The sequence below is a fragment of the Komagataeibacter sp. FNDCF1 genome (assembly GCF_021295335.1).
In the GTDB taxonomy this organism is placed as follows: domain Bacteria; phylum Pseudomonadota; class Alphaproteobacteria; order Acetobacterales; family Acetobacteraceae; genus Komagataeibacter.
Genome location: NZ_JAIWOT010000001.1, coordinates 2,522,116 through 2,544,201, shown reverse-complemented (window position 1 = coordinate 2,544,201; position 22,086 = coordinate 2,522,116). Strand labels below are relative to the sequence as shown.

Annotated in this window: 23 protein-coding genes and 1 tRNA gene; 13 read left to right on the top strand and 11 right to left on the bottom strand. The window is 63.4% G+C overall.

Annotated features, from left to right (window positions below):
• Nucleotides 1-7: 7 nt before the first annotated feature.
• Nucleotides 8-1,786, top strand: coding sequence for a stimulus-sensing domain-containing protein (locus LDL32_RS12065; protein WP_370636697.1), 1,779 nt, complete (start codon nucleotides 8-10; stop codon nucleotides 1,784-1,786).
• Here the strand turns inward: LDL32_RS12065 and pqqE are convergent.
• The 5 genes from pqqE to pqqA are packed head-to-tail and all read right to left on the bottom strand — an operon-like array spanning nucleotide 1,767 to nucleotide 4,944.
• Entirely contained in the window at nucleotides 1,767-2,873 is a 1,107-nt protein-coding gene (gene pqqE, locus LDL32_RS12060; protein WP_233067235.1) for a pyrroloquinoline quinone biosynthesis protein PqqE, read from the bottom strand. The genes LDL32_RS12065 and pqqE overlap by 20 nt on opposite strands.
• Nucleotides 2,870-3,154: a pyrroloquinoline quinone biosynthesis peptide chaperone PqqD gene (gene pqqD / locus LDL32_RS12055; protein WP_233067233.1), complete on the bottom strand. Its 285-nt coding sequence runs from the start codon at nucleotides 3,152-3,154 to the stop codon at nucleotides 2,870-2,872. Before pqqD ends, pqqE begins: the two co-directional genes overlap by 4 nt.
• A complete protein-coding gene (gene pqqC / locus LDL32_RS12050; RefSeq protein ID WP_233067231.1) occupies nucleotides 3,151-3,888 on the bottom strand; it encodes a pyrroloquinoline-quinone synthase PqqC in 738 nt (245 codons plus the stop codon). Before pqqC ends, pqqD begins: the two co-directional genes overlap by 4 nt.
• Entirely contained in the window at nucleotides 3,885-4,808 is a 924-nt protein-coding gene (pqqB, locus tag LDL32_RS12045; RefSeq protein WP_233067229.1) for a pyrroloquinoline quinone biosynthesis protein PqqB, read from the bottom strand. The genes pqqC and pqqB overlap by 4 nt, the downstream gene beginning before the upstream one ends.
• 55 nt (nucleotides 4,809-4,863) lie before the next feature.
• Nucleotides 4,864-4,944 (bottom strand): pyrroloquinoline quinone precursor peptide PqqA, encoded by an 81-nt coding sequence (pqqA, locus tag LDL32_RS12040; protein ID WP_010508617.1) that lies wholly within the window; start codon nucleotides 4,942-4,944, stop codon nucleotides 4,864-4,866.
• A 356-nt stretch (nucleotides 4,945-5,300) separates the two neighbouring features.
• Here pqqA and LDL32_RS12035 point away from each other — a divergent pair, with 356 nt between their 5' ends.
• Nucleotides 5,301-6,485, top strand: coding sequence for an AI-2E family transporter (locus tag LDL32_RS12035; protein WP_370636767.1), 1,185 nt, complete (start codon nucleotides 5,301-5,303; stop codon nucleotides 6,483-6,485).
• Here the strand turns inward: LDL32_RS12035 and LDL32_RS12030 are convergent.
• A complete protein-coding gene (locus LDL32_RS12030; RefSeq protein WP_233067226.1) occupies nucleotides 6,482-7,249 on the bottom strand; it encodes a Crp/Fnr family transcriptional regulator in 768 nt (255 codons plus the stop codon). The two genes, LDL32_RS12035 and LDL32_RS12030, sit on opposite strands and share 4 nt — an antisense overlap.
• A gap of 216 nt (nucleotides 7,250-7,465) precedes the next feature.
• Here LDL32_RS12030 and LDL32_RS12025 point away from each other — a divergent pair, with 216 nt between their 5' ends.
• The 7 genes from LDL32_RS12025 to LDL32_RS11995 all read left to right on the top strand — a co-directional run bounded on the left by LDL32_RS12025 (nucleotide 7,466) and on the right by LDL32_RS11995 (nucleotide 14,583).
• Nucleotides 7,466-7,942 (top strand): hypothetical protein, encoded by a 477-nt coding sequence (locus LDL32_RS12025; protein WP_233067224.1) that lies wholly within the window; start codon nucleotides 7,466-7,468, stop codon nucleotides 7,940-7,942.
• Nucleotides 7,943-8,060: 118 nt separating this feature from the next.
• Nucleotides 8,061-8,867, top strand: coding sequence for an OmpW family protein (locus LDL32_RS12020; RefSeq protein ID WP_233067222.1), 807 nt, complete (start codon nucleotides 8,061-8,063; stop codon nucleotides 8,865-8,867).
• 4 nt (nucleotides 8,868-8,871) lie between these two features.
• A complete protein-coding gene (hemN, locus tag LDL32_RS12015; RefSeq protein ID WP_233067220.1) occupies nucleotides 8,872-10,239 on the top strand; it encodes an oxygen-independent coproporphyrinogen III oxidase in 1,368 nt (455 codons plus the stop codon).
• A 156-nt stretch (nucleotides 10,240-10,395) separates the two neighbouring features.
• Nucleotides 10,396-11,109 carry a 2OG-Fe(II) oxygenase gene (locus LDL32_RS12010; RefSeq protein WP_233067219.1) on the top strand — a complete coding sequence of 238 codons (714 nt, stop codon included), beginning with the start codon at nucleotides 10,396-10,398 and terminating at the stop codon, nucleotides 11,107-11,109.
• 71 nt (nucleotides 11,110-11,180) lie between these two features.
• Nucleotides 11,181-12,821: an electron transfer flavoprotein-ubiquinone oxidoreductase gene (locus LDL32_RS12005; protein ID WP_233067217.1), complete on the top strand. Its 1,641-nt coding sequence runs from the start codon at nucleotides 11,181-11,183 to the stop codon at nucleotides 12,819-12,821.
• 71 nt (nucleotides 12,822-12,892) lie between these two features.
• Nucleotides 12,893-13,642, top strand: coding sequence for an electron transfer flavoprotein subunit beta/FixA family protein (locus LDL32_RS12000; RefSeq protein ID WP_233067215.1), 750 nt, complete (start codon nucleotides 12,893-12,895; stop codon nucleotides 13,640-13,642).
• Nucleotides 13,643-13,644: 2 nt separating this feature from the next.
• Nucleotides 13,645-14,583 carry an electron transfer flavoprotein subunit alpha/FixB family protein gene (locus LDL32_RS11995; RefSeq protein ID WP_233067213.1) on the top strand — a complete coding sequence of 313 codons (939 nt, stop codon included), beginning with the start codon at nucleotides 13,645-13,647 and terminating at the stop codon, nucleotides 14,581-14,583.
• A gap of 78 nt (nucleotides 14,584-14,661) precedes the next feature.
• On the opposite strand, the gene LDL32_RS11990 is transcribed toward LDL32_RS11995, so the two are convergent.
• Entirely contained in the window at nucleotides 14,662-14,865 is a 204-nt protein-coding gene (locus LDL32_RS11990) for a hypothetical protein (RefSeq protein ID WP_233067211.1), read from the bottom strand.
• Nucleotides 14,866-15,385: 520 nt separating this feature from the next.
• Between LDL32_RS11990 and LDL32_RS11985 the strand changes: the two genes are divergently transcribed.
• On the top strand, nucleotides 15,386-16,819 hold the full coding sequence (locus LDL32_RS11985; protein WP_233067210.1) for an MATE family efflux transporter: 1,434 nt from the start codon (nucleotides 15,386-15,388) through the stop codon (nucleotides 16,817-16,819).
• Here LDL32_RS11985 and rfbD read toward each other — a convergent pair.
• The 4 genes from rfbD to LDL32_RS11965 form a co-directional block, all read right to left on the bottom strand.
• Nucleotides 16,807-17,745, bottom strand: coding sequence for a dTDP-4-dehydrorhamnose reductase (gene rfbD / locus LDL32_RS11980; protein ID WP_233067208.1), 939 nt, complete (start codon nucleotides 17,743-17,745; stop codon nucleotides 16,807-16,809). The two genes, LDL32_RS11985 and rfbD, sit on opposite strands and share 13 nt — an antisense overlap.
• Nucleotides 17,742-18,368, bottom strand: coding sequence for a dTDP-4-dehydrorhamnose 3,5-epimerase family protein (locus LDL32_RS11975; protein ID WP_233067206.1), 627 nt, complete (start codon nucleotides 18,366-18,368; stop codon nucleotides 17,742-17,744). Before LDL32_RS11975 ends, rfbD begins: the two co-directional genes overlap by 4 nt.
• Before the next feature lie 261 nt (nucleotides 18,369-18,629).
• A tRNA-Ala gene (locus tag LDL32_RS11970) sits at nucleotides 18,630-18,705 on the bottom strand.
• A gap of 98 nt (nucleotides 18,706-18,803) precedes the next feature.
• Complete coding sequence (locus LDL32_RS11965; RefSeq protein WP_370636766.1) at nucleotides 18,804-19,334, bottom strand: nucleoside triphosphate pyrophosphatase; 531 nt, start codon at nucleotides 19,332-19,334, stop codon at nucleotides 18,804-18,806.
• 519 nt (nucleotides 19,335-19,853) lie between these two features.
• Here LDL32_RS11965 and hemE point away from each other — a divergent pair.
• Genes hemE through hemJ form a run of 3 tightly spaced genes read left to right on the top strand, consistent with a single transcriptional unit; the run spans nucleotide 19,854 to nucleotide 22,075 of the window.
• The gene (gene hemE / locus LDL32_RS11960; RefSeq protein ID WP_233067202.1) at nucleotides 19,854-20,915 is read left to right on the top strand and encodes a uroporphyrinogen decarboxylase; all 1,062 of its coding nucleotides are present in this window, start codon (nucleotides 19,854-19,856) and stop codon (nucleotides 20,913-20,915) included.
• A gap of 4 nt (nucleotides 20,916-20,919) precedes the next feature.
• Nucleotides 20,920-21,633, top strand: coding sequence for an HAD family phosphatase (locus LDL32_RS11955; RefSeq protein ID WP_233067199.1), 714 nt, complete (start codon nucleotides 20,920-20,922; stop codon nucleotides 21,631-21,633).
• A complete protein-coding gene (hemJ, locus tag LDL32_RS11950; RefSeq protein WP_233067196.1) occupies nucleotides 21,626-22,075 on the top strand; it encodes a protoporphyrinogen oxidase HemJ in 450 nt (149 codons plus the stop codon). The genes LDL32_RS11955 and hemJ overlap by 8 nt, the downstream gene beginning before the upstream one ends.
• The last annotated feature ends 11 nt before the right edge of the window (nucleotides 22,076-22,086 follow it).

The window sequence follows — 22,086 nt, the reverse complement described above, 5'->3', positions numbered from 1 at the left end:
CCGCCGGATGCCGCGTTTCCCCCTGTCTTCCCTTCCCCTGCCGCAGCCCCTGCGTCGGCTGGTCCCGCGCCGGTGGAGCGGGGACAGCCAGAACAGCGTTGCGGAATTCATGGAATACCGGACCCGGCTGGTCTCCCCGCTCATGCGGCGGATCCTGCTGGTCAACACCCTGCCGCTGGGGCTGCTGGCGCTGACGCTGCTCTATCTTACGCAGTTCCAGAACAGCCTGTTGGAGGCCGAGGTCTCGGCACTGCGGGAGCAGGCACGTATCTATGCGGGCGCGCTGGGGCACAGCGCCATTGTCACGGCACGCCATGACATCACCCTCGAACCCGGACTGGCCCGCCCCCTGCTGCTGCGCCTGACCGAACCCAGCCCGAGCGCCCATGCCCGCCTGTTCGCACCCGACGGGCAGGTCGTGGCCGACAGCCGGGCCGACCAGCCCGTCCCCCCCGGCAGTCCGGTCCGGGCAACCCCGCTTTCCAGTGCCGAGGAGGAGGAACACTCCCCCCTCTATCCCCCCTCCATCAACATGGGGGAGCGGCTGTACAACTGGCTGCTTGCCCAGCTGCCCACCCTGTCGGGGGAGCGGATCATGATGCTGGACACACCGGATTCCGATCCCTCGATCCAGCCGGTTACCCAGCCCGATGGCACGCGGGTCATGGAAATCCCGCCCTATATCCGCCGCAACGCCAACCACCAGTTGATGGTGACCGTGGCCGAGCCGGTGATGGATGACGGGCAGACCACGGTAGGCATCATCCAGCTGACACGCGAAGCGCGTGACGTGGACCGCTCGCTGTTCGCGGTGCGGTCCTCCATCCTGTCGCTGTTCCTGATGGCGCTGGCGCTGACCATCCTGCTTTCATGGTACCTGTCGCTGACCATCGCGCGCCCGCTGCTGCGGCTGGCGGCATCCGCCCATATCATGCGCGAATCCTCGGGCCGGACGGACATGGTGCCCGACCGCCTGCTGGCCCGTGGCGACGAGATTGGCGAGGTCGCCCGCGCCCTGCAGGACAGCGCCAATGCGCTATGGGCCCGCATGGACGCCATCGAGCGCTTTGCCGCCGATGTCAGCCACGAGATCAAGAACCCGCTTTCCTCCATCCGCTCGGCCATAGAAAGCCTGCTGCGTATCGATGACCCTGAACGCCAGCGCCGCCTGATGTCGATCATCAACGATGATGTCCGCCGACTCGACCGGCTGATTACCGACATCGCCGATGCCAGCCGCGTGGACGCAGAACTGTCGCGCACCCGCACCGAACCCGTGGCCATCGTGCCGCTGCTGTCGGTACTGGCGGAGATACACCAGGCCACCCGCCAGCCCGGCCAGCCCTACATGGTCGTAGCCAGCAGCGGCGACAGCCCCGAACGCCGCCTGACCGTGCTGGCGGTGGAGGACCGGCTGGTGCAGGTGCTGCGCAACCTGATCGGCAACGCCATTTCGTTCTCACCGCCCGATGGCAAGATCCTGCTCAGCGCGGTCCCTGCGGGCAACATGGTGGAGATCGCGGTCAGCGATGATGGCCCCGGCATTCCGCAGGCCAAGCTGGACAACATTTTCGACCGTTTTTATTCCGAGCGGCCCAGCAGCGAGAATTTTGGCCAGCATTCCGGCCTTGGCCTGTCGATCAGCAAGCAGATCATCACAGCCCTGCGTGGCACCATCAGCGCGGAAAACCGCACGGATGCCGATGGCCACGTGCAGGGCGCGCGCTTCGTGATCTGCCTGCCCAGGGTGGAGTCCAGGCCGGAGGTCAGCCGACCTCATCCGTAGCACGGGCGTACCGGCGGTAACGGAAGGGCGGCGGCTCGGCAGGCAGGGTTTCCAGCACTTCGAGCACGCGCCCATGGTCGGGGGCACGGCTGCAGACCGGGTCGGTTGCGGCCGCATCCCCTGCCAGCGCCAGCGCCTGGCAGCGGCAGCCGCCCCAGTCCTTCTCCCGCTGGTCGCAGCTGCGACAGGGCTGGGGCATCCAGTCCGTGCCCCGGAACATGGTGAACAGCGGGGCCTCGCGCCAGATATGGTCCAGTGTGTCGGTCCGCACATCGGGGAAGGTAACGTTGGGGATGGTCTCGGCCGCGTGGCACGGCAGCACCCGGCCCGAAGGCGAGATGTTGATGAACCGCCGCCCCCAGCCGCCCATGCACGGCTTGGGACGGTCGGCATAGTAATCGGGGGTGACGTAATCGATGCTCAGGCGGCCTTCGTATTTTTTACGTGCCGCTTCCACCGCCTGCGTGGTCTGCTCAAGCTGTTCCGGCGTGGGCATGAGGGCGGCACGGTTGGCAAGCCCCCAGCCATAATACTGCGTATGCGCGATCTCGACCCGGCGGGCACCCATTTCCACGGCGGCGTCAAGCATCTGCGGCACGCGCTGCGCGTTTTCGCGGTAGATGACGAAGTTCAGCGTAAGCGGCATGCCATCGGCCGTGACCAGCCTTGCCGCTTCCAGCTTGCGGGCCTGTGCACCCTTCATGCCGCCCACATGCTCGGCATTTGCCGTGTCGATGTCCTGAAAGGAAAGCTGGACGTGATCCAGCCCGGCTTCCGCCAGCACAGGAAATGTCTTCTCGTTCAGCAGCACGCCGGAGGTAATGAGGTTGGTGTACAGCCCCAGCCCCACCGCATGGCGGATCAGGTCGGGCAGGTCGGGGCGGCTCATCGGTTCCCCGCCCGAGAAATGGACCTGCAGAACACCCATTTCCGCCGCCTGGTCCAGCACGCTGATCCATTCGGCAGTGGAAAGTTCGTTCTGCCGTGGTTCCAGCGCCAGCGGGTTGGAACAGTACGGGCACTGCAACGGGCAGCGATGCGTCAGTTCCGCCAGAAGGCTCATGGGGGAAAGAAGTGTGTCTGTCATGATACGACCAGCACCTGCCGGGTTATGAGGTCACTGACCATCACATGGACATCGCGCCCGATCACATCAACCGGGGCGGCAAAGCGGCTGGCCAGTTCGGCCACGATCTGCCCCACCGTGCGGGCGCCATCGACCAGTTTCAGCACTTCGGCGGCAATCGGGTCGGGAATGAAGGCCCGCTCCGGCGCCTGTATGATCCAGCGCTCGCGCACGCGGTCATGCTGGAGCCGGACCCCGCGCGCGAAACGGATGATGCTGTCGTCTGCAAGTCCTGTGGTCATGCCGCATCCGGGCGGAAGGCGCCGGGGGGAATGCGGGCAGGATTGACGTAGGCGTATTCCAGTTCATCCAGCATGGACCACAGTACGCCGCACTTGAACTTCAGCGCGTCCAGCACAGCCTTCTGCTGTTCGGGCGTGCGGGCATGTTCCTTTACATAGCCCAGCGCAAAATCGGAATCCCGCGGGGCCTGCGTCAGGCGTGGCTGGAAATAGGCCAGCGTCTCGGGCGTGATGAAGTCGTAATGGCGCAGCATGCCCGCCACGCGCTCGCTGATGATGGTGGGCGAGAACAGTTCGGTCAGCGATGAGGCAATGGCTTCAAGGATGGAGCGGTCACGCACGAAGGCCACATAGGCATCCACCGCAAAGCGCGTGGCGGGCAGCAGCCCCTCCAGCGACTCAACATAGGCCCGGTCCAGCCCCAGCCCGTCGGTCAGCTTCAGCCAGCGGGCAACACCTCCGGTACCCGGTGCATCGCCATCATGATCCACCAGACGCCGGCGCCATTCACGCCGCAGTTCCGCCGTGGGCAGGCGGGCGAGCAGGGTGGCATCCTTGGCCGGGATGCTGGCCTGATAGTAGTAGCGGTTGAGCGCCCATGCCTGCACCTGCGCGCGGTTGAGCCTGCCGTCATGCAGCGCGCGATGGAAGGGGTGCAGGTTGTGGTAGCGTTCCGCCCCGATGGCGCGCAGTGCGGCCTCGAGTTCATCGGGGGAAAGCAGTTTTCCGCTCATGCCGTAATCCTCATCCCGTCATGGGAGATTTCCCACCCCGCCGCCTCGACTGCGGCGCGTTCGGGCGAGTCCGCCAGCAGGACAGGGTTGGAATTGTTGATGTGTATGAAAATCCTGCGTCTGATACCCAGGTCCCGCAGGGCGGCGATGGTACCGTCCATGCCATCCATGGACATGTGGCCCATGCGGCGGCCGGTCTTTTCACCCAGTCCGGCGCGGACCATCTCGTCATCCACCCACAGCGTGCCGTCAAAGAACACGGCATCCGCGCCACGCAGGCGCACGCGCAGGTTGTCGGTCATGCGCGCGCAGCCCGGCACGAAACAGACGCGATGGTTACCATCAGATATTTCCAGCCCCACCGTCTCGCCATTTTCGCATATGGCTGCGGGGTCAGGCCCGGACTCGGCATAAAGCGGCGCCTTGCCCGGCACCGCGAACGGCACGATGGTCAGGCCCGCGGGCGTGCCATCGACCAGCTTCAGCGCCAGTGGCTGGTCAAGCCCCATGGGCGTGCGGGTCACGACCGCGCGGTTCAGGGCTTCGAAAATGGGGTTGGCATCCAGCATGGACAGCACTTCGGGTGTTGCCAGCAGGGTGAAGGGCTGGCGCTCACGCAGCGTAAGCAGGCCGGTGATGGTGTCCACCTCACCGCCGGTCAGGATGACACCGGCAATGGGCGTGGACCGCAGGCCTTCGCTGGGGTGCAGGGCCGGGGTCTGGTTTATCTGGGTCCGCAGGTCGGGGGATGCATTGACCACGAACCAGTTCTTGCCATCTCCACTGATGGCGATGGAAGCCTGAGTGCGGGGCAGGGCTGCCGGATCGCCGGCCCTGGCCCGCCTGCAACCGGGAGCATTGGAATTCCATTGCGGAAATCCGCCACCCGCCGCCGCGCCGAGAACGATAATGTCGATCATGGACGCAGAGTGTAAAAGAAAAACGCCGCCTGTGCGAGACAGGCGGCGCTATTCCTTATTTCTTTTCGCCACAGACGTAGCTGTTGATCTCGGCACCCAGGGGGACTTCAACGATCTTGGGGGTATTCCAGGCCATGGGACTCTCCATTGGTTGCAGTAGCGGAAGGCAGACACCTTCCCTCCGCTGTATTTGAACCCTGTCCAACCGGGCTTTCAAGTCGTGAGTCCGCCAGGGGGGAGCCATAAATTTCACTTTAGCGTGTACCTGCCATGCCCCTGCAATGGCTGCGTAGCGGGAATGTGCCAAAATCCTTGGTCCTGTCCCCACAGTACCTTCATAAAGGAAGCAGCGTGGACAGAGTTGAATCCGGCACACGAAGCGCCCTGGCCATCCCGGCCACGCCAGCCAACGCCAGGACCTGATTGATGCCGCCCGAGATCAAGCCACCTCCATCCTATGAACAGATTCAGCAGCAGCGCGCGAACGAGGCGATGCGCCACAGCCGGATCGACACGCGCACCGCATGCCTGCTGCTGCTCAGCGTGCTGGCGGTTTTCTACACGCTGTATTTCGCCTCCGCCATCATCCTGCCCATGATCCTGGCGCTGGTGGTCAACCTGCTGCTGTCAACACCGCTGCGCTTCCTGCACATGCGCCTGCGCCTGCCCAAGCCACTTGCGGCGCTGTGCCTGATCCTGTGCGTATTCGGCGTGGTGGGGGCGGTGGGTACCGCCATTTCCGTGCCCGCCACCGGCTGGCTGGAGCGTGCGCCCGATGCACTCAATACCCTGTACGACCGGCTGGCCTTCCTGCGCGGGCCGTTCCAGCTGCTGGCCAGCGCATCCGACCGCATCCATAACTTCATGACCATTGCGGGCGGCCATATCGACCTTGCAACCCCCACATCCCAGACGGCGGACGGACATGTCATCGTCGTGGCTTCCCCCACGGGCACGGGGGGGCTGGACCGGTTCAGTTCCTCCATCCTGCTGGGCACGCAGGCCTTCATGGGGCAGTTCTTTACCATGATCCTGATGCTGTTCTTCCTGCTGGCACAGGGGGACAGCCTGCTCAGGCGGTTCGTGGAGATCATGCCCACCTTTGCCGACAAGCGGCGCGCGGTACAGATCGCCTACCAGATCGAGCGCAATGTCTCGCAGTACCTGGCCACCATCACCATCATCAACAGCCTTGTGGGGCTGGTGAACATGGCCCAGTGCTGGCTGCTGGGCATGCCCAACGCGCTGCTGTGGGGGGTGATGGCCTTCCTGCTCAATTACATACCCATCATCGGGCCGATGATGGGCATCATCATCTATTTCCTGGTGGGACTGTTCGTCTACCCGTCGGTGTGGCAGGCGCTGCTGCCACCGGCCATCTATCTGTGCATCCACCTGACGGAAGGCGAGACCATAACCCCCATGGTGCTGGCGCGCCGGTTCACGCTCAACCCGGTGCTGGTCATGGCGTCGCTCATGTTCTGGGACTGGCTATGGGGTATTTTCGGGGCGTTCCTGTCCGTGCCGCTGCTGGCGGTGTTCAAGATCATCTGTGACCATGTGGATATCCTGACCCCCATCGGTCATATCGTAGGGGGGCCTGCACGCACGACCCCGCCCAAACCCCGCGTCCCGGCCACTGACCCGGATGGCATGGCATCCGGTCAGGATGACTAGCCGTTTCCGGCGGCCAGCACTTCCAGCTTGGCGACCGACAGGATGGTAATGGCGTAGCCCTTGCCGACCTCGATCATACCTTGGGCACGCATCCAGCTGAGCGTGCGGCTGACGGTCTCGATCGTCAGGCCAAGGTAATCGGCAATATCGCCCCGTGTCATGGGCAGGTGCAGCCGGCCACCATTGCCATCCTGCCCTGCCGGCAGGCTGGCGTGCATCTGGTCCAGCAGGAAGCTGGCCACACGTTCACGCGCGGTCTTGCGGCCCAGCAGCAGCATCTGGTTCTGGGCAGCGACCAGTTCGTTGGATGCCTCTTCAAGCAGGCGGCGTTCCAGCTTGGGAAAATCGTCAAGCAGTTCGCTCATCTTGTCGCGCGAGAAGCGGCACACGCGCACGGTATCGACCGCTTCCGCCCCGAAGGCGTAATTGTCCGACACCGCCAGGCCGAGGAAATGGCCGGGCGCCGCAAACCCGGTAATCTGCCGCCGCCCGTCGGGCAGGGCCTTGAACAGTTTTACGGTGCCTGACGTGACATTGAAGAAATCGGTGGCGGGCGCGCCTTCTTCTATGAAGCCGCGGCCCGGCGGCACGATGGCTTCCACCGCGACTTCGGCCAGACGTGAAATATCGCCCGGTTCGATCACGCTGCATACGCTTTTGGGGCGCACGGTGCAGCTGGTGCAGAAATCCCCCTGTACGCCACCGGACCCGATTACAATACGCCGTGGCCTCGATTCAAACTGACACGAAGGCATATCCGACATAACTATTTCCAATCACTCTCAGGCGCCTGCGTTCCGGCGCCTTAAGTAACCGGACGTGCTCTGGCTTCCTAGAATACACTAAAATGCATTTGCCAAGACCCGGGAGTATGCCGGATGGTTTGATGTAAATCAATGCGTGCCAAAGGCAAATATAAGGTAACCATTGCTCGCCTTCACAAAAATCCAGCCCAGAGGAAATCCCGACGCGTGTACGTCATGCCCCCGCCCATGGTCAGACGACTGGAGCTTGCTGATGTGCCCCTGCTGTATCCCCTCATCAGGATTTCATTTCCGCATATCACGTTGCGCGAATGGGTGCGTATCGGCCGCAGGATGGCGCGCTCCGGCCCCCGGATGCGCGAGGGCATGCTGGTCGCCCGCTACGGCCAGGGCCGCCCGCCCTGTGGCATGGCTACATTCCGGCGCGGCTTCGACCTGTGCTCGGGTGATACGCTGACATCGGATTACATTGTCGCACTCAGCTACACCCAGGAGCAGCAGATCCTCAATGCCCTGCTGCCGGCAATGGAAACACTGGCGCGCGAACTGGGCTGCGATGCAATACGCACGTTTTCCTACAGTAAACCCACGGTTACCAGGGACAGCGTGGTACGGAAACTGTGTTCATCAGGCCACATTACCGAAAGAACAGTTCATCTGGATCGCAATAAGGAAATACATCAGGCTCCCTGATTGATTCATATCAAAGCCGGATGCTAGGTGGCCGTGATTTCTGCACTCATCAAGCTGAATTGAATATTCCTAACGCCTTCGTCTCTACCCGGACGGAAAAAACCAAGGTCTGCTCACGATGAAGAACATTCGCAAATTCGCCATGTCGGCAGCACTGGGTGCTGCGGCCCTCGCACCCGTTGCGGTCCATGCGCAGACCGCGACGCCTTCCACCTACGTCAATGCGCCGATTGCCAACCCGGTAGCCGTGGCGCAGCCCAAGGGCCATTGCGGCATCTTCGAGACCTGCTCCTCCACCAAGATCGGCCTGGGCCGTGGTGACTTCATGATCCGCCTGTCCGCCGTGGGCGTACTGCCCGAAGACCGTGACAGCAAGGTCTGGGAACAGGGCAAGGGCCTGCCGCTCACCACGCTGAACGGCACCCGCGTCAAGACCACCAACCAGGCCATGCCGGAACTGACGTTCGAATACTTCGTGACCGACAATATCTCGCTGGACCTGATCGCCACCAGCACCCGCCATGAAGTCGCGATCGAAGGCGGCATGGCTGGCGGCAAGACGGATGTCGGCAGCGCATGGGTCCTGCCCCCCACGGTAACGGTGGCCTGGCACTTCCGTCCGCACAAGCGCCTGAACCCGTATGTGGGTGTTGGCGGCACATTCATGTGGTTCCACAACATGAACGCGAATGTCGGCGCGGTCGGCGCGGGCGGCAAGCTGAATGCCGGCTTTACCGGTGGCCCGTCCGTCAATGTCGGTGTGGATTACCAGCTGGTTGGCAACTGGTTCTTCAACTTCGACGTCAAGCAGATGTTCGTGCGCATGCATGCATGGGCTGAAACCTCCAACGAGAGCGTGCGTGTCACCGCCCACGACTCGCTTGACCCGACCGTCGTCTCCGCCGGTATCGCCTACCGGTTCTGATGGCATGAACGCGGCGGACAGCACCCTGCTTTCCCGCTACGGGGGCAACCTGCCGCGTTACACCAGCTACCCCACCGCAGCGCAGTTCAGCGATGCGGTGGGCCCTGCGGACAGCCGCGCATGGCTCTCCACCCTGCCGGCCACGCAGCCACTTTCCCTTTATCTCCACGTTCCCTTCTGTGACACGCTATGCCGGTTCTGCGGGTGCAATACCGCCGTGCTGCGCAATGCGGATGCGCGGGCCGCCTACGGCGCCCTGCTGCTGGAGGAACTGCGCCGGGTCGTGGCGATCCTTGGCCCAGGCCACAGCATAAGCCACCTGCAATGGGGTGGCGGCACGCCCACCACGCTGCCCGTGGGCACGATGCGCCGGGTGATGCAGGCCATACGCCAGAATTTCACCATCACTGCGGATGCCGAAATCAGCATCGAGGTCGATCCCCGCCACCTGCCGCCCGCATATCCTGCGCTGCTGCATGAACTGGGCTTCAACCGCGCCAGCATGGGCGTGCAGGACCTGGACCCGGACGTGCAGGAAGCCTGCGGGCGCATACAGGGCTGGGACCAGACGCGGGACTGTCTGGACGCCCTGCGCGCGGCGGGCGTGGCGTCCGTCAATATCGACCTGATCTATGGCCTGCCGCGTCAGGACGTGGCGGGCGTTGCCCGCACGGCACGGGCGGTGGCCAGCCTGCGCCCGGACCGGCTGGCCGTGTTCGGCTATGCCCATGTGCCATGGAAGCAGAAGCGTCAGGCCCTGATGCCCACGGGCCAGTTGCCCGGCCCGGCGGAACGCGTGGCACAGCGTGCGGCCATTGATGGCGTACTGCGCGCGGAGGGCTTCGTGCCCGTGGGGCTGGACCATTATGCCGATCCTGACGACAGCATGGCCCGCGCCATGACCACAGGCACGCTGCACCGCAATTTTCAGGGTTACACGGTTGATGCCGCCACCGCCCTGATCGGGATTGGTGCATCCGCCATTTCAGCGCTGCCGGGCGGCATGACGCAGAATGCCGTATCCTCCGCCGCCTATGCCCGGCTCATGGCGCAGGATACGGACAGCCTGCCGGTTGTGCGCGGCGTAGCGCTGGACGGCGATGACCGGCTGCGCGCCGCCATAATAGAACAGGTCATGTGCACCCTGCGGGTCGATGTGGCGCAGGTCCTGGCACGGCACGGCCTGCCCGCCAGCAGCCTTGACCCCGAACTGGGCCGCCTGCAGGGCATGGCGCGCGACGGGCTGGTGCAGGTCACCGGCCACCAGATCCGGATTACGGAAAAGGGGCGGCCCTTCGTGCGGCATGTGGCCGCGATCTTTGACCGTTATCTGGGGGCTGACAGCGCCACCCGTCATGCCAGCGCCCTGTAGACTGAAATGCCGGGAAAACCATAAGGACGTTTCCGGTAAAGCTTTTTTCAGGAAACTTCAGGAAACGACCCGTCTGTTGAAGAACGGCGGCATCCGGAAGCTTTTACGCCTCTTCCCATCCTTCATGCCGCGACAGGCCGGGCCATAAACCATTCCATGCACACCAACTGCGTCATCGCCGCCCTGCAGGCCAGCCCGACCATTGCCTGGCCCTATCCCCACTGGCAGCTTCAGGACGTCCTGCCCGCCCCTGTAACAATGGCGCTAATGGCCTGGCGGCCCGGGGCCCGCTTCATCGGCGGTGACAGCGGTGGCCAGCGGGCCGGGCGCAACGGGCAGCGGCTGTTCATCACCCCGTCCCTGCGCGCGACCAGCCCGGCGCTGGACCGGCTGGCACGGCTGTTTGATGCGCGATGTACCCGCGACATGTTCACCACCCGGTGCGCGGCCCGGCTTGAAAACACGTCCCTGCGCCTTGAACTGTGTCTGGATACCGATGGCTTCTGGCTGGAACCGCATACCGATATCGGCGCCAAGCGGCTGACGCTGCTCATCTCGCTCTCCATGGGCGCGCAGGCGGCGGACTGGGGCACGGACATCATGACAGCAGAGGGCATGCCCGTGGCGCGTGCTTCGGGCGTATTCAATTCCGGGCTGCTTTTCATCCCGTCGGCGCAGTCGTGGCACGGGTTTGTGCCACGCCCGCTCAACGGGGTGCGACGCACGCTGATTGTCAATTATGTCGGCCCCGAATGGCAGGCGACCGGCGAACTGGCCGCACCACCCGTGCATGCCAAGACGGGTCAGTCTGCATGGGCCACGGGAACGGAATGTGCAACAGGTCTTTATTCAGGTACCAAACGGTTCTAGGAAGCACGTCTATCCCGTGTAACATTTACCGTATGTCATCCCGGTCATGACGCAATGAGGACAACAGAGGTATGAGCGAGACCACGCGCGAGACTATGGAATTCGATGTCGTTATTGTCGGCGGTGGCCCATCGGGCCTGGCCGCGGCGATCCGGCTGCGGCAGGTTGCCCCCGAGGCCAGCGTATGCCTGATCGAGAAGGGCAGCGAAATTGGCGCCCATATCCTGTCCGGCGCCGTGATCGAACCACGCGCGCTGGAAGAACTCCTGCCGCACTGGCGTGAGGAAGGCGCACCGCTCAACACCGCCGTGACGGAAGAGCAGATGCTCTACCTGACGGAAAAGGGCAGTCTCGAAGTTCCCTATCTTGACCGCGTGATGCCGCATATGAGCAACCACGGCAATTACATCGTAAGCCTTGGCGACCTGTGCCGCTGGCTTGCCGGCCGTGCCGAGGAACTGGGCGTCGAGATCTATCCCGGCTTCGCGGGGGCGGAAGTGCTGGTCGATGACAGCGGCCGGGTGACGGGTGTCGCAACGGGCGACATGGGCGTGGGCCGCGATGGCCAGCCGGGCGACAACTATGCGCCGGGCATGGAACTGCGCGCGAAATACACCCTGTTTGCCGAAGGCTGCCGTGGATCGCTGACCAAGCAGGTCACGGCCATGTACAACCTGCGCAAGGGCGTGGACCCGCAGACCTACGGGCTGGGCATCAAGGAACTGTGGGAAATCCCCAAGGAAATGCACCGTCCCGGCCTGGTGCAGCACAGCTTTGGCTGGCCGCTGGATGACCGGACCTATGGCGGGGCATGGATGTACCATTTCGGGGACAACCTGGTCTCCTACGGGTTTGTCACGGGGCTGGATTATCCCAACACCTGGCTGTCGCCGTTCGAAGAAATGCAGCGCCTGAAGCTGCACCCGGCCTTCCGCCCGTATTTCGAGGGTGGCCGCCGCATCGCCTATGGCGCGCGCGCGCTGTCCGAAGGGGGCATCCAGTCCATCCCGCGCCTGACCTTCCCCGGTGGGGCGCTGATTGGCGATACGGCGGGCTTCCTCAACGTGCCCAAGATCAAGGGTACCCACACGGCCATGAAGTCCGGCATGCTCGCGGCCGAAGCCGTGGCCGAAGCACTGGCCACCAGCCGGGTCGAACCGGGTTCGTACACGCGCCGCATCAAGGATTCCTGGCTGTGGGCCGAACTGCGCGCGGTGCGCAACATCCGCCCCGCCTTCGCCAGATTCGGCATGAAGGGCGGCGCGCTGTATTCCGGCATCGACGCCATGCTGCTGCGCGGCCGCGCGCCGTGGACGCTGCACACCCGCCACGCCGATAACGAGGTGCTAGAACCGGCCTCGATCTCGCCGAAGATCAACTACCCCAAGCCTGACGGCAAGATCACCTTCGACCGTCTTTCATCCGTGTTCCTGTCCAGCACCAACCACGAGGAAGACCAGCCGGTCCACCTGAAGGTACGCAACATGTCGCTGTGGAAAACGGTGAACTGGGACGTGTTCCGCGCCCCCGAAAGCCGTTACTGCCCGGCGGGCGTGTATGAGGTGGCGGATGAAGCCACCGACCCGCGCCTGCAGATCAACGCGCAGAACTGCGTGCACTGCAAGACCTGCGACATCAAGGACCCGGCCCAGAACATCGACTGGGCCACGCCGGAGGGCGCGGGCGGCCCGAACTATCCGGGTGGGATGTAATTGGATGGCGGGTACGGTATGTACCCGCCACACCGATTGCCCTTATCCGAAGACAGACAGGCAAATATGCAATGAAGGTTCTTGTACCCGTTAAGCGCGTGATTGATTACAACATCAAGCCGCGCGTGAAGGCCGATGGTTCCGGCGTGGAAACCGCTGGCGTCAAGATGTCCATGAATCCGTTTGACGAGATCGCGGTCGAGGAAGCCGTGCGCCTGAAGGAAAAAGGCGTGGTGAGCGAGATCATCGCCGTCTCCATTGGCGAGGCCAAGGCACAGGACACCCTGCGCACGGCCATGGCCATGGGTGCGGATCGCGCGATCCTGGTGGAAACCGACGTGGTGACCGAACCGCTGGCGGTGGCCAAGGTACTCAGGGCGCTGGTGGAAAGGGAAAAGCCTGATCTCGTCATCCTGGGCAAGCAGGCCATCGATGATGACATGAACGCCACCGGCCAGATGCTGGCGGGACTGCTGGACCGGCCGCAGGCGACCTTTGCCTCCAAGGTGGACGTGGCCGATGGCGGCGTGACCGTGACGCGTGAGATCGATGGCGGCCTGCAGACCATCAGACTGGCGCTGCCCGCCATCATCACCGCTGACCTGCGCCTGAACGAACCGCGCTATGCCTCGCTGCCCAACATCATGAAGGCGCGCAAGAAGCCGATGGAAAAGCTCACGCCCGCCGATCTGGGCGTGGACATGACGCCGCGCCTGAGCGTGGTCTCGGTTGCCGAACCACCGGAACGCAAGGCGGGCATAAAGCTCGACTCGGCGGCGGAACTGGTGTCGCGCCTGCGTAACGAAGCAAAGGTGATCTGATCATGACCGTACTCGTTTTCCTTGATCATGAAGGCGGCGTGATCCGGCAGGCTTCACGCTCGGCCATTGCGGCCGCCAGCCAGCTGGGTGATGTCGATGTGCTGGTCACCGGACCGGACGCAGTTGCCGCCGCAAGGTCGGCCGCCGCCATTCCCGGCGTGAAAAAGGTGCTGCAGGTCACCGACACGACCGGCAGCAGCGAACTGGCCGAGCCGGTTGCGGCCCTGCTGGCGCAGCTTGCCGCGGGTTATACCCATATCCTCGCCACGTCGTCCGCCATGGCGAAGAACGTGCTGCCCCGTGCGGCAGCATTGCTGGATGTGCAGCCGATTCCCGATATTGTCGCAATCAACGATGCCGACACCTTCGTCCGCCCGATCTATGCGGGCAGCGCGCTGGCCACCGTGAAATCGGCCGATGCGAAGAAGATCATCACCGTGCGTGCTTCCGCCTTCGAGCCGGTGGCTGCCGAAGGCGGCAATGCGGTGATCGAGGACGTGGCCCTGCCGGCAGGCCCCGGTGGCTCGACCTTTGTCAGCACGGAACTGTCCAAGTCCGAACGCCCGGAACTGGAATCCGCCCGTGTCGTGGTCTCGGGCGGCAACGGCATGCAGAACGGGGAGAACTTCAAGCTCCTCGAACCGCTGGCCGACCGTCTTGGCGCCGCCATTGGCGCGTCGCGCGCCGCGGTGGACAAGGGTTTCGTGCCCAACGAATACCAGGTTGGCCAGACCGGCAAGATCGTGGCCCCCGAACTGTATATCGCGCTGGGCATATCGGGCGCGATCCAGCATCTTGCGGGCATGAAGGACAGCAAGGTGATCGTTGCCGTCAACAAGGACCCTGAAGCACCGATCTTCCAGGTGGCGGATTACGGGATCGTGGGCGACCTGTTCACCATTCTGCCGCAGCTTGAGGCGGAACTGGACAAGGCGGGCTGACGCCTTTCGACTCCATGCAGGCCCGAAGGGGGGCGCGGGCCGGAAGATGGTCCGCGCCCCCTTTTTTTCATGGGGCGGCTATTCGTTTTCCAGCACGGCGTGGGCACGTAAAACGATCGTGTCATACTCTTCGCGTGTCAGGTCGCCGCGATGCAGCATTTCGCTGGCACGGGCCAGCGCATCGCGCGCATGGGTGGCGTCGGGTATCGGATAACGCCGGCCGGGCAGGGCAAAGGCTGAATCAGGCAGGGCATTGCGTTCGGCCGCTGTCAGTCTGGACATTGGTATGGCTCCCTTGGCGGAATGGCGCCAGCAGGTGCCGACGCCCGCCATAGCGTAGTGAAAGCCCGGACGGACCAGATACGTAAAAGACGGATGGCACCCGTTACTGATTGCCATACGTAAAAAAACAGGGTTCCCCAATAAAAGGGAACCCTGTTAGTGGGATGCTGGCATTTCTGCCACCGCGTCCTGTCCGGTATCTTTACCGGATATTCTTGGTATTTATGGAAGCCTGCTGGCCTCGTGTGATTCTGTATGCCATGCTTATTTTATCAGGTCAACAATAAACATAAATAAAAATGAAATTTTACTTTTTTTGCGCTGCACAATTCAACTGTTTATTTTGCACCGCACAATGGGACATCAATATATAAAGAACAGCACGCCACTTTTCTGCCATGACACAAAAAGTGGTGCACACGGGGGGCCTTGTGCCGGATTTCATTGCCCCGCATCATATGGCCATGCCACGGCACAGCCATGGCCGGCAGCATGAACGCCCAGCAGACAGGACCACCCCATGGGGGCAGCACCCGCAACACGACCAAAGGCTACATTCTGCACCGGCAGCATTGTGCGTCATGTCGTGGTCATGGCGGGGACGGGGGCCATTGGTCTCATGACCGTGTTCACGGTCGATCTGCTCAACCTGTTCTACATCGCCTGGCTGGGGAACCCGGCGCTGACGGCGGCCATCGGTTTTTCCGGCGTGGTCAGCTACGTGCAGATTGCCGTGTCCATTGGCCTGTCAATCGGCATCGGGGCGATCAGCGGCAGGCTGATCGGTGCGGGCAGGATCGAGCAGGCGCGGCGCGTGGCCTCGTCCTTCGGCATTGTCATAATGGCAAGCTGCCTGCTGATCGGCCTGGTCACGGCGTGGCTTGCCGCACCTCTTCTGGCCATGCTGGGGGCAAAGGGGGATGCGGCGCGGCAGGCCACCCTTTTCCTGGAGATCGTATCCCCCGGACTGCCGCTGATCGCGGCGGGCATGGGGTGTTCCGCCCTGCTGCGCGCCATAGGTGCCGCCCGCATTTCCATGAATGTCACGCTGCTGGGGGCCATGGTTTCGGCCATCATGGATCCGCTGCTGATCGTGGGGCTGGGACTGGGGCTGGAAGGGGCGGCGATCAGCACCGTGTTCTCCCGCGCCTTCGTGGCCCTTGTCGGTTTTCGCTGCGTGCGCCGGCATGGCCTGCTGGCCTGGCCCGTGCGCACGCATGTGCTGGCGGATACGAAACTGGTGGGGGAGGTGGCCATGCCCGCCATCCTGACCAACCTGGCAACGCCGGTCAGCAGCATATTCGTGACCCACGCCATGGCAGGCTTCGGACTGGCGGCCATAGCGGGACAGGCCACCATCGAGCGGATCGTGCCGGTTGCCTTTGCCTTTGTCTTCGCGCTGACGGGATCGGTCGGGCCGATCATGTCGCAAAATCTTGGCGCGGGACAACTGGGCCGGGTGCGTGCGACGCTGGTGGCCTCGCTATGGCTGGTCGCGGGGTGCGTGGCCATCACGTGGTGCATCCTGTTCTTAACACAGGACATGGTGGTGCGGGTTTTCTCGGCACAGGGCACCGCCGCCATGCTGATCCATCTGTTCTGTAACTGGACCATTGCCGGTTATGTCTTCATCGGTATGCTGTTCGTGGCCAATGCAGCCTTCAACAACCTTGGTTTCCCGCTTTATTCCACCCTGTTCAACTGGGGGCGGGCTACGCTGGGTACCGTGCCGTTTGTCTGGCTTGGCATGAAATTCGGCCCCGGCGGCGTGCAGGTGGGGCAGGTGCTGGGCAGCATACTGTTCGGTTCATGCGCGGTCATGACCGCCTTTACCGTGGTACGCAGGCTGCATCCGGGTGATCATGCAACCGCACATGCCATGCCCGTCCTTCCCCCGCCACAGACAGGGGAGGCAGGCATGATCGAACTGGATGAACTCGATCACTCGACCTGACCGAACTGCCGGTCATGGCCAAGCATGGTGTCGACCACCGGACCCAGACTGTCGCGCCAGTGGGGCAGTTCAATCCCGAAAACCTGCCTGAGCCGCCCGCAGTCAAGCCGGGCATCGATGGGACGGGGGGCGGGTGTTGGCCAGTCCGCTGTGGTGATTGGCGTGACGGACGGCACAGGATGGCCATGGCGACCCGCCTGTGCCACGGCCGCGCAGGCCAGTTCATGCCACGTGGCACTTCCCCCGCCCACGGCATGGAACACGCCCCGGTAGCCGGGGCGCCAGCCGGTCTGCCGTATCCGCATCGCCACCTGCAGAAGCGCATCGGCCAGATCGAGGGTGCTGGTGGGATTGCCCGACTGGTCGGACACGACCTCAAGCCGTGATTTCGTGCGGGCGGCATCCAGCATTGTGCGGACGAAATTGCGGCCATGCGGGCCATAGACCCACGCCGTACGCACCACCATGGCCTGCGCGCAGGCTGTGAGGACCGCCTTTTCGCCCTCCGCCTTTGTGCTTCCATAGACGTTTTGCGGGTCGGTGGGGTCCGTTTCCACATACGGGCTGCCCTTGTCACCGCTGAACACGTAATCCGTCGAAACATGCAGCAGGGGCACGGCCTGCCCCGCGCACAGCAATGCCAGCAGGGCGGGACCTTCCGCATTGGCCTGGCGGGCACGGGCATGCTGTTCCTCGGCCGCGTCCACCGCGGTCCATGCGGCGGCATTGATGACCAGGTCGGGCCGGATATCGTGCATGACGCGCACCACGGTGTCAGGCTGGTCGAAATCGAACCGGGGCCGCCCGACGACCGTCACCGCATCACCGCCACGCAGGCGCAGGGCACGGGCAAGCTGGCCTGAACCACCGGTTACCAGAATACGCAGGCCCGCAGGAGCCATGTGGGAGGAGCGGATCGCCATCATGAACAGAAAAACCAGTCAATGACATTGGAAAAGGAAGGAGCCTGCCCATCACTGGGGAAGAGGACGGCCTGCCGGTCCGTGACCGGCCAGTCCACGCCCAGTATCCCGTCATTCCAGCGTATGGCACGTTCGCATGAAGGGGCGGAGGGCCGAGTATGGCGGCAGATGACCTCCGTATCCTCATGCAGGCTGCACAGGCCATGCAGGAAACCCGGTGGAATCCAGAGCTGGTGGCCGTTTTCAGCACTCAGGGTCTGACCAGCCCATTGCCCGAAACTGCGTGAGCCGGTGCGCACATCCACCCCGACCGCCCATATCGCACCCCGGCTGCAGTGCATGAGCCTGCCCTGCGCACAGGGCGGCAACTGACAGTGCAACCCGTGCACGACATTGCGGCCATAGCTGCTGACCTGGCTGTAGCGCATGAAATGCTCGGTTACGGCAATCCCGGCATGGACAAGGGCATGACAGGCCGCGCGGCCATCCTTGCCACACCCGGCACGTGCCGCAGGTTCCAGCAGCAGCATGCCGTCGACCGGAAGCATTCGGGCCGTCAGGGCCCCGTCATGCGCCGATGGCGCGACGGGCGCTGACACGGCAACGCCATGATCATGCTCAAACATATCGGATACCCACAGCCGGACCATTTCCGTCACTGGCAAGGGGGAATCCGCACCCTGTATCACTCTGCATTCAGGTCCGTCCTGAAACCGGACCGGGCCTGACGGGCCGGACCGGTTTTCGTTTCATTACTCTGAAATGCAGTTTTTACGCGGCAGGCGTTACAAAGTGATTAAGGCAGGACACAAGGCGCCGCATCCATGTGGATGAAACGATCAGACCAACTTCATTTTTTGAAAATGGGGGGTACCAGACAAGGAATCTGGTGGAGCCAAGGGGAGTCGAACCCCTGACCTCCTGAATGCCATTCAGGCGCTCTCCCAACTGAGCTATGGCCCCACTTGTTCCATCGACCGGGTCATTTCCATGCCCCGGCGTGGTCCGGTTCCGGGGGTATAACCGTAAGCCCGGGGCAATGCAACCCCTCCGGAATCGATTTATTGCAAGATGATTCCCTGTCCACGCAACGCCTCCAGCAGCGCCAGCATCGGCAGGCCAAGAATGGCGGAATACTCCCCTTCAATGCGTGAAAAAAGCTGGATGCCCATGCCCTCCAGCCGGTAGCACCCCACGCAGGCAAGGATGGCATCCCCTTCGCCGTGCAGATAATGCTCAAGAAAGGAATCGCTGAAATCGCGCATATGCAGCACCGGACAGGCAACATGCCCCCAGATTTCGCATCCGTCCCGCATCATCACCACCGCCGTATGCAGCACATGCGGCTGACCGCGCAGGTGGCGGAGGTGACGGCGGGCTTCGTCGCGGTTTTCCGGCTTGTCGAACCATGTGCCATTACAGGTCAGGATCTGGTCCGCCCCGATGACCAGCGCGCCGGGGGGGGCCGTGATGGCACCGGCCTTTGCGCGGGCCAGGGCGCGGGCGGTCTGGCTGGCATCCAGCCCCTGCGCGCGGCACCGGTCGCGGATGGCGTGCTCATCCACATCGGCGGCCTGAAAATCCGCCCTGATCCGCGCCGAATCCAGCAGGGCACGCCGTGCGCCGGAACGGCTGGCCAGTACTATCCGGGGCGACTCCGCCTGTAATGACGTGGCCTTTAGTACTAAATTCGAGTCGTCCGCCATCGCATGCTCCGTACTGTGGAAGTGAAAGATAAAATTTCCGGCTCAGGAGTACTGGGGTACATGGGGATAGTACTCCAGACAGTTCTGTGCCGTACCGAGTACCGGGGACAACGGGTACATGTCCATTCGCGGTGGGTTGTACACAGCCTTATGTCGGTACAATCTGGATAACCCGCCACCCCCCCCGGGAATCCTTGGAGTCGGAAACTGTACCCCCTGTGGGAAAAATGGGGTACATTTTCGGAAACGTGGGTACCCCATGACTCACAGCACTTAAAACACCCCCAAAAATTTCTTTCTCTTTTCTTTTATTGTTTTGAAAGGCGCGCGCGGTGTCCCTGCCCGCTATCCGTGGCTGGCAAAGTACGAGATAGTCCGGCCACAACGAAACAGAACGACGGATCAATGACTGAAACACGCAAACCCCTGCTTGCCACCCTGTTGGGAGAGGCAACATGGCCACCTCCGGTATGGCTGATGCGGCAGGCGGGCCGGTTCCTGCCGGAATTCCGGGCCCTGCGTGAAAAAGCCGATTTCATCACCCGCTGCATGACCCCCGACATGGCGGTCGAGATCACGCTGCAGCCCATCCGCCGCTTTGGCATGGACGGGGCCATCCTGTTCTCCGATATCCTGATCCTGCCATGGGCGATGGGACAGTCACTGGAATTCGTGGCCGGGCGTGGCCCGGTTCTGGGGCCGGTGCGTTCGATGGCCGATCTGGAGCGACTCGATCCCACGCGGGTGGCCAGGGCGGTCCAGCCGGTCATGGAAACGCTGGGGCGGCTGCGCAAGGCTGTTGACGGACCCGAGGCGATCGGTCCGGCTGAACCGGGACAGGTCACGCTGATCGGGTTTGCGGGCGCCCCCTTCACGGTGGCCTGCTACATGGTGGAAGGCCATGGCTCGCGCGAGTTCGAGGAGACACGCAGGCTGGCCTATACCGATCCCGCGTTCTTTGACCGGCTGATCGACCTGCTCACCACCTCCACCGCCGACATGCTCTGTGCCCAGATCGAGGCCGGGGCCGAGGCCGTGATGCTGTTCGACAGCTGGTCCGGCCTGCTGCCGCCCTCGCAGTTCCGCAGGCATGTGATCGAACCCGCACGGCGCATTACCGAAATCATCAATGCCCGCCACCCCGGCGTGCCGGTCATCGGCTTTCCCCGCCTGGGCGGGCTGATGGCGATCGAATACGGGCATGTGACGGGCGTGAACGCCATGGCGCTTGATACCGGGGCCGACATGAAGGCCGTGGCGGAAAAGGTGCCGGACACGCTGGTGCTGCAGGGCAATCTCGACCCGATCCGCGTGCTGGCGGGCGGTGAGGGCATGCGCGCCGAGGCCCGTGCCATCCGCGATGCCATGAAGGGACGGCCGCATGTCTTCAATCTCGGTCACGGCGTGATCCCCTCTACCCCGCCGGAACATGTGGGTGACCTGATCCGCACCATCAGGGAGGTCTGACATCATGCTGCCAGCCGCCCTGCGCCCCGATGGCGCGCTTGAACTGGTCATTTTCGACTGTGACGGGGTCCTGATCGACAGCGAAGGTCCGTCATGCCGCATGATCGCCCGCGACCTGCGGCAGTATGGCCGTGAGATCAGTGACGAGGACGCCATCCACCGCTTTGCCGGTCACGCGCTGACGGCACTCAAACACGAGATCGAACAGGCGGAGGGCATTGCCCAGCCTGAAGACTGGCCCGCCCGGATGCAGCGCAATCTTGTTACCCTGATGCGCAACGAGGCGGAAACCATTGATGGTGCGGCCGCCATGCTGCGGGGTGTCGCGGCGCTGGGCCTGCCCTACCGCATCGGTTCCAATTCCTCGGTGGCGGAGATGGAGGCCAAATTCGGCCGCACCGGGCTGGATGGACTGATTGCCCCCGAAGTCATCCACTCCGCGCGCGACATGGGCCAGCCCAAGCCCGATCCCGCGGTCTACCTGGCGGGGGCAGAGGCGCAGGGCGTGCCGCCGGGCAACTGCATCGTGCTGGAAGATACCGATACCGGCGCCCGCGCCGCACAGGCGGCAGGCATGGGCTGTGTGCTGCTGCGGCCCGCGGATCTGCCGGCACCCACATGGCCGGGACTGCTGCGCATTACGCATCTGGATGAATTCGTGCCGCTGCTGCGCCGCATCCTGACCAGCCAGGGCAGGGGAGGGAGCGGACGTGGCTGACCTGCTTGCGCCGTGGATGCTGTGGCTCAAGGCATTCCACATCATGTCGTTCATTGCGTGGATGGCGGGACTGTTCTACCTGCCGCGCCTGTTTGTCTATCATTGCCAGGTGGCGGCGGGATCGGCTGAATCCGCACGCTTCAAGGTGATGGAATACAAGCTGCTGCGCTTCATCACCACGCCGGCCATGATCAGCACCTTCATTTTTGGCGGGCTGCTGTCATCCATTCCCGGCGTGGTCGACTGGCATTCCGGCTGGTGGCTGACCAAGCTGGCCTGCGTTCTGGCCATGGCGGGATTCAACGGGGCATGCGGGCGGTGGCGGCGGGATTTCGCCAGTGACCGCAATACGCGGCCCGAACGGTTCTACCGCATGGCGAACGAGGTGCCGACCGTTCTCATGATGATCATCGTGATCATGGTGGTGGTCCGCCCGTTCTGAATGAACGGGCG

Bases quoted from the DNA above. Each gene is read 5' to 3' on its own strand.
- LDL32_RS12065 (WP_370636697.1), top strand. From the start codon at position 8: ATGCCGCGTTTCCCCCTGTCTTCCCTTCCCCTGCCGCAGCCCCTGCGT.
- pqqE (WP_233067235.1), bottom strand. From the start codon at position 2,873: ATGACAGACACACTTCTTTCCCCCATGAGCCTTCTGGCGGAACTGACG.
- pqqD (WP_233067233.1), bottom strand. From the start codon at position 3,154: ATGACCACAGGACTTGCAGACGACAGCATCATCCGTTTCGCGCGCGGG.
- pqqC (WP_233067231.1), bottom strand. From the start codon at position 3,888: ATGAGCGGAAAACTGCTTTCCCCCGATGAACTCGAGGCCGCACTGCGC.
- pqqB (WP_233067229.1), bottom strand. From the start codon at position 4,808: ATGATCGACATTATCGTTCTCGGCGCGGCGGCGGGTGGCGGATTTCCG.
- pqqA (WP_010508617.1), bottom strand. From the start codon at position 4,944: ATGGCCTGGAATACCCCCAAGATCGTTGAAGTCCCCCTGGGTGCCGAG.
- LDL32_RS12035 (WP_370636767.1), top strand. From the start codon at position 5,301: ATGCGCCACAGCCGGATCGACACGCGCACCGCATGCCTGCTGCTGCTC.
- LDL32_RS12030 (WP_233067226.1), bottom strand. From the start codon at position 7,249: ATGTCGGATATGCCTTCGTGTCAGTTTGAATCGAGGCCACGGCGTATT.
- LDL32_RS12025 (WP_233067224.1), top strand. From the start codon at position 7,466: ATGCCCCCGCCCATGGTCAGACGACTGGAGCTTGCTGATGTGCCCCTG.
- LDL32_RS12020 (WP_233067222.1), top strand. From the start codon at position 8,061: ATGAAGAACATTCGCAAATTCGCCATGTCGGCAGCACTGGGTGCTGCG.
- hemN (WP_233067220.1), top strand. From the start codon at position 8,872: ATGAACGCGGCGGACAGCACCCTGCTTTCCCGCTACGGGGGCAACCTG.
- LDL32_RS12010 (WP_233067219.1), top strand. From the start codon at position 10,396: ATGCACACCAACTGCGTCATCGCCGCCCTGCAGGCCAGCCCGACCATT.
- LDL32_RS12005 (WP_233067217.1), top strand. From the start codon at position 11,181: ATGAGCGAGACCACGCGCGAGACTATGGAATTCGATGTCGTTATTGTC.
- LDL32_RS12000 (WP_233067215.1), top strand. From the start codon at position 12,893: ATGAAGGTTCTTGTACCCGTTAAGCGCGTGATTGATTACAACATCAAG.
- LDL32_RS11995 (WP_233067213.1), top strand. From the start codon at position 13,645: ATGACCGTACTCGTTTTCCTTGATCATGAAGGCGGCGTGATCCGGCAG.
- LDL32_RS11990 (WP_233067211.1), bottom strand. From the start codon at position 14,865: ATGTCCAGACTGACAGCGGCCGAACGCAATGCCCTGCCTGATTCAGCC.
- LDL32_RS11985 (WP_233067210.1), top strand. From the start codon at position 15,386: ATGGGGGCAGCACCCGCAACACGACCAAAGGCTACATTCTGCACCGGC.
- rfbD (WP_233067208.1), bottom strand. From the start codon at position 17,745: ATGATGGCGATCCGCTCCTCCCACATGGCTCCTGCGGGCCTGCGTATT.
- LDL32_RS11975 (WP_233067206.1), bottom strand. From the start codon at position 18,368: ATGTTTGAGCATGATCATGGCGTTGCCGTGTCAGCGCCCGTCGCGCCA.
- hemE (WP_233067202.1), top strand. From the start codon at position 19,854: ATGACTGAAACACGCAAACCCCTGCTTGCCACCCTGTTGGGAGAGGCA.
- LDL32_RS11955 (WP_233067199.1), top strand. From the start codon at position 20,920: ATGCTGCCAGCCGCCCTGCGCCCCGATGGCGCGCTTGAACTGGTCATT.